The sequence below is a fragment of the Microbacterium sp. ISL-103 genome (genome assembly GCF_018613995.1).
Classification (GTDB): domain Bacteria; phylum Actinomycetota; class Actinomycetes; order Actinomycetales; family Microbacteriaceae; genus Microbacterium.
In genome coordinates, this window is record NZ_JAGGPD010000323.1 from 1 (window position 1) to 5,958 (window position 5,958).

Consider the following 5,958-nt stretch of genomic DNA (forward strand, 5'->3'; position numbering starts at 1 on the left):
GCCGCGATCGCCCGGAGCGTCGTGGACCACTCCCCCTGATCGGCCCCGGCCGCGTCGCGCAACGACGCGACGATGTCATCGACCTCGGCCTGCGCCTCGCCGGACAGCAGCCAGCCGATCGTGTCGCGCAGCACGTCGCCCTGCTGCGTGAGGCGCGCGGCGAGCGCTCCCACACCGTGGCCGTCGCCCAGGAGCTCGAGCAGACCGAGCGTGTCGGCGACGGGCCGCAGGCCGCTCAGCGACTCGAAGCGGTCGCTGAGCGCGACGATCAGCTCGGGCTTGTGATTGTCGTCGCGATAGTTGCGGTTCGGATCCGCGGCATCGAGCCGCGCTTCGCGCTCCCACCCTTTCCTCGCCTGCTCGATCGTGGGGTGCACCTGGATCGACAGCGGAGAACCTGCGGCGAGGAGCTTCAGCAGATAGGGCAGGGTTCCGCCGGTGACGGAATCGAGCGTGCCGTCGCCCTGCACATCGGCGGGATCACCGGGGTGATCGCCGAACCACACCTCCGCCTCGGGACCACCCGCAGGGGTGCGCCCTTCCAGGTCGGCCAGGAGCGTCGTCGATCCCCAGGCGTAGTCGCGGGGCACGTTGGAGAGGCTGAGAAGCATGCCACCAGAGTATTGGCAGCGGAACGCATCGGGCCACGTTCGGCGTCCTCAGCTGCGCGGCCCGCCCCGCGCGGTAGCCTGAACGCGATGGCGCAGTACACCAAGCACCCGGTGAAGGCCCCGCCCACCGCGCCCGAGCGCGAGTCGACGGGGCATCTCATGCTGCGCGGATACATCATCCTCGTGCTGTTCACGACGTTCGCCCATTCCGCCGTCTACAACTTCGTCGGCGAGATCGGCTCGGTCGTCGCTCTCGTCGCCTTCCTCATCGCCACGCTCGCCATCGGCGTGCCGATGATCTCCCGCCGGCGCCCGCACCCCTTCGCCTGGCGGCGGCTGCCCTGGGCCGCGACGGCCTACACCGTCCTCGCTCTGGTCTCCGTCGCCTGGTCGCAGTGGCGCGGCGCCACGATCATCACCTGGGTTCTGCTCGCGACGGTCACGGTGAACGCGCTGTTCATCGTGCACGTGCTCACGTGGCATGAGATCGTGCGCGCCCTCGCCTCCGCCTTCAAGTGGATCCTCGGTCTCTCACTGGCGGTGGAGCTCTGGGTCGCCCTGGTCGTGCACAGGCCGATCCTCCCGAACTTCTTCGTCCGCCCCGACGGCGAGACGAACCCGCATTGGTACTGGGTGCGGGGCAACCTCCTCGACGGCGGACGCATCCAGGGCATCGTCGGCAACTCGAACCTCCTCGCGATCATCAGCCTGTTCGCGCTCCTCACCTTCGGCATCCTGTTCGTCGCCCGCGCGCGCTGGCGCACCACGCTGGCACTGTGGGCGCTCCTTGCCGCCTACTTCATGGTCAGGGCAGGATCCGCGACCGCATACGCCTGCGCCGCCGCCGCAGCCCTGGTGCTCGTGGTCGCGCTGCTGATGCGTCGCGCCACCACCCCCGCACTGCGCACACGGCTGTACGTCGTCTTCATCGGCGGCACCGCAGTGGCCGCCGCCGCCGTCTGGCTGCTGCGCGAGCCGCTCTTCGCCCTCCTCGGCAGGAGCGCCGACCTCACCGGCCGGTCGGACAAGATCTGGGACAAGGTCCTCGAGCGTGCGGCCGAGCATCCGATCTTCGGCAACGGCTTCTCGAGCCCCTGGGTGCCGTTCGACCCTGCCTTCGCGGGCTGGATCGAAGACCATGGCATCACGGTGTTCCATGCGCACAACATGTGGCTCGACGTGCTGATGCAGCTCGGCGTGGTCGGAGTCGTGCTCATCGCTCTCGCCTACGGCGGCCTGCTGTGGAGGTCGTGGTTCTTCGCCGTCGATCGCCCGCGTTGGGATCTGAAGGCCGACCGGGCGTACTCGCCCCTCACGCTGCTGCCCAGCCTCTTCACCGTCGTCCTGCTCATCCAGGGCCTCACCGAGTCGACGCCGATCATGCTGTGGGGCTGGATGCTGCTCGTGCTGCTGTCGTTCAAGATCAAGGCCGTGCCCCTCGTCGGCGTCGGCGAGCGCGAGCGCGTGATCGAGCGCGGCGAGAGAACCCGGCGGGTTCCGTGACGCCCGAGCGTCGGCTGGCGGACCTCCTGGGCTCGGCCGAATTTGCCCGCGCCTACACGATCGCCGTACTGACCGCGGTCTTCGCGGCCTTCCCCATCGAACGGGCGGCATCGCCGGTGACGCTGGCCACGGTCATCGCCGTGCTCTGCGCTCTGGGAGCCTGCATCCTGTGGGTGCGGCGGGAAGAGCTCTCGCTGCTGCGGATCGCGCCCTCCTCTCTGCTCGCCTTCCTGGCCTGGGCGCTGGTGAGTCTCGTCTGGACCACCGACAAGTCGGACACCGCATTCGGCTGGATGGCTCTGTTCGGATTCGCATTCCTGGCGATCACCGTCGGCCACATCCGCGACACGCTGCAGACGGTCCGGGCGCTGGGCGACTCGCTGAGGCTGCTGCTGCTCGTCTCGTTGGGCCTGGAGATCCTCTCGGGCGTGCTTCTCGACATGCCGTTCACCTTCCTCGGCATCGAGGGCGACCTGGCTGTCGGCGGGCCTGTGCAGGGGATCTTCGGAAGCCGAAACATGCTCGGCTTCGTCACCGTGATCGCGTTGATCACCTTCGTGGTCGAGTGGCGCTCGCAGTCCCTGACCGCACGTATCGCGATCCCCTCGATCGCACTCGCCACCCTTCTCGCGTTCCTGTCGTCCTCCCCCACCGTGCTCGTGCTCGCCGCAGCCGTCGGCGTGGTCGCGGTGGCCCTCGCGATCGTGCGCCACGCGCCGTCCGAGCGGCGCACGATCGTGCAATGGGTTCTCGGTGTGCTCGTCACGATCGCCCTCGCCGCGGCGTTCGCCCTGCGCCACGTGATCATCGCGATGCTCGACGCGGGCTCGGACTTCTCGATCAGGGCGACCCTGTGGAACACGATCCTCGACTTCGTCGCACTCAAGCCGATCGAGGGGTGGGGGTGGTACGGACCGTGGGCCCGGGGCGAGTACCCGTTCACCTACATCAACTTCCTGCTCGATGATCGCCATCAGAGCGCCTTGAACGCGTATTTCGACGTGCTGCTGCAGCTCGGTGCGGCAGGCCTCGTGCTCTTCCTCCTGCTCGGCGGGGTGGCCATGGTCCGCTCCTGGCTGGTGGCGAGCGTGCGCCGTTCGGTCGTCTACGCCTGGACGCCGCTCATGCTCGTCACCCTCGCCGTCGACTCGATGTTCGAGAGCTTCACCCTGGCCGGCGCCGGATGGTTCATGCTCGTCCTGTGCGCGCTGCGCGCCGGGCAGTCCCGCTCGTGGCGCGAGAGCATCGACGCCGCGCACACCGGGGCCATCCCCACCCTGCGTCCCGAGCGCTGACCCGCGCGAGACGTCGTCATGGCGTGCTCTCCGGAGATGCCAAGCCGCGCCCAGTAAGCTACTCACTGCTCGTCGAGCGCCCGCGGCCCGGGTGAACCGGTCCCCCGTGCGCGAACAATCGGAGAATGAACCCTTGGTCCACATCCTGCAGAACGTCGTCTTCCCTCTCGACCGCGACCCCGACCTCCTGCCGCTGTATGCAGATCCCGAGACGTGGTCCGTCATCGAAGAAGAGCCGGTGCGCGTCTCCAACCGCGCTCACCTGGGCAACATCCTGGGCAGGCATCGCGCTCGGATCGTCGCAGGTCGACGGGTCTCCCTCGGCACCTACTTCAACGCGTTCCCCGCGTCGTACTGGCAGCACTGGACCAGCGTCCGCGAGGTGCGGCTCACGGTGCGCACCACCGGCCCCGCGACGATCCTCGTCTACCGGTCGAACGGCAGCGGCATCCGTCAGCGCGTTGCGACCCGCGAGGTCACGGGCGAGTCGTCGACGTCGTTCGACCTCGATCTGACGCAGTACAGCGACGGCGGATGGATCTGGTTCGACGTCGTCGCCGACGAGAAGCACGCCGTGCTCGAGGGCGCCGAATGGACCACCGAGCAGGAGCCGGCGCGCGCGGGCAAGGCGTCGCTCGGCATCACCACATACAACAAGCCCGACTACTGCGTCGAGACTCTGCGGGCACTGGCCGCATCGCCCGACGCCCTCGAGTTCGTCGACCGCATCTTCCTGGTCGATCAGGGGACGCAGCTGGTCTCCGACCAGGACGGCTACGACGAGGTCGCAGAGCAGCTCGGCGAGACCCTGCAGGTGATCCGCCAGGCGAACCTCGGCGGTTCCGGCGGTTTCGCGCGCGCCATGCACGAATCCCTCCAGCGCCCGGAGAGCGATTTCGTGCAGCTGCTCGACGACGACGTGCGTCTCGAGCCCGAATCGCTGCGACGGTCGATCGTGTTCGGCCAGTACGCCACCACTCCCGTCCTCGTGGGCGGGCACATGTTCGACCTGCTCGATCGGCCCAAGCTGCACGGCTGGGCCGAGGTCGTCGACGAGCACCCCTTCATGTGGCGCAACCTCTACCAGGAGAAGATGCCGCACGACTTCGGCGTCGCCAACCTGCGTCAGTCGCCGCTGCTGCACATGCGGATGGACTCCGACTACAACGGGTGGTGGATGTGCCTCATCCCGCTCGACGCGGTGCGCGAAGTCGGACTCTCCCTGCCGGCGTTCATCAAGTGGGACGACGCGGAGTTCTGCCTCCGCGCCGGTGAGGCGGGGTTCCCGACGGTCTCGATGCCCGGCGTGGCGCTGTGGCACGTCTCGTGGGTCAACAAGGACGACACGATCGACTGGCAGGCCTACTTCCACGCCCGCAATCGCATCGTCGCCGGACTTCTGCACTCGAACGCCCCGCGCGGCGGTCGACTGCTCACGCACAGCCGCCGGGTCGACCTCAAGCACCTGATGATGATGCAGTACTACCCCGTCGCTCTGCGGGCTCTGGCGCTCAAGGACGTACTCTCGGGTCCCGCGCACATGCGGAGGAATCTCGCCACCGCCATGCCCGCGGCGCGCGCTCTGTCCGCCGAGTACCCCGAGACCGTGGTGCATCGCGACCCCTCGAAGGTCCTGCACGCCCGGCACGGTCGCCAGGTGTACAAGCGCCTGTCGAAGAACGACTACGACAGCCCGAAGGGCATGCGGCTCCGCTGGTTCACTCTGTCGACGCTGGTGTCTCACTGGCTGCATCGCCCGAACCCCGCCAACCTCGATCAGCCCGAGGTGGAGTTCGGCAAAGAGGATGCCCACTGGTGGCGCGTGCCCGCGTTCGACAGTGCGCTCGTGAGCGCCGCCGACGGCTCGGGGAAGAACATCTACACGCGCGACCGCGCCAAGTACCGCAGGATGCTGCGCGAGACCGTGCGCCTGCACGCGCAGCTGCGACGCCGCTGGCCCGAACTGCAGCGGGAGTACCGAGAGGCGCTTCCCGACCTGACATCGCCCTCGTCGTGGCGCGAGATCTTCGAGGAGAAGGCATGACCGTGGAGTCCACCGGGTTCGATCCGGCGTCGGCGAGCATCGTCATCGTCACCTTCAACCGGTCGCATCTGCTGACGGGGCTGCTCGAGAGCATCTCGACGATGGACCCGCAGCCGGGCCACGTCGTGATCATCGACAACGCCTCGTCCGACGACACGACCGAGGTGGTGGAGTCGTTCCGCGAACGGCTGGGCACCGAGATCGTCTACCGGCGACTCGAGACGAACACCGGCGGCTCCGGCGGCTTCAGCGAGGGAATGCGCACGGCCTACGAGCTCGGATCCGAGTGGATCTGGATGATGGACGACGACGTCGAGGTCGTACCCGACGGTCTCGCCAAGATGGGCAAGTGGACGCCGCGCTTCAAGAGCATCCAGGGTCGCCGATACGACTACGACGGCAGCGAGTTCTACTGGCAGTACCGGATCGCCCAGCGCATGGGGATCCCGATCCCGCTCGCCCCTTCCGGCTTCGACGCCCCCGGGTTCAAAGAGATGAACAGCGG

General features: G+C 68.1%; 5 protein-coding genes. 4 read left to right on the forward strand and 1 reads right to left on the reverse strand.

The genetic code is table 11. The annotated features are described in order from the left end of the window. Positions 1-611 (reverse strand): type I phosphomannose isomerase catalytic subunit (locus J7E68_RS12220; RefSeq protein ID WP_311416822.1); only part of this gene is annotated, 611 nt, incomplete at its 3' end. An 87-nt stretch (positions 612-698) separates the two neighbouring features. Here J7E68_RS12220 and J7E68_RS12225 point away from each other — a divergent pair. The 4 genes from J7E68_RS12225 to J7E68_RS12240 form a co-directional block, all read left to right on the forward strand. Beyond that, entirely contained in the window at positions 699-2,114 is a 1,416-nt protein-coding gene (locus J7E68_RS12225; RefSeq protein ID WP_215172942.1) for an O-antigen ligase family protein, read from the forward strand. Continuing rightward, positions 2,111-3,409 (forward strand): O-antigen ligase family protein, encoded by a 1,299-nt coding sequence (locus J7E68_RS12230; protein ID WP_215172944.1) that lies wholly within the window; start codon positions 2,111-2,113, stop codon positions 3,407-3,409. The genes J7E68_RS12225 and J7E68_RS12230 overlap by 4 nt, the downstream gene beginning before the upstream one ends. 133 nt (positions 3,410-3,542) lie before the next feature. Next, complete coding sequence (locus J7E68_RS12235) at positions 3,543-5,453, forward strand: glycosyltransferase (protein ID WP_215172946.1); 1,911 nt, start codon at positions 3,543-3,545, stop codon at positions 5,451-5,453. Next, positions 5,450-5,958, forward strand: a 509-nt coding sequence (locus J7E68_RS12240) for a glycosyltransferase (protein ID WP_215172948.1), incomplete at its 3' end; no start/stop codon positions are given. The genes J7E68_RS12235 and J7E68_RS12240, both read left to right, overlap by 4 nt.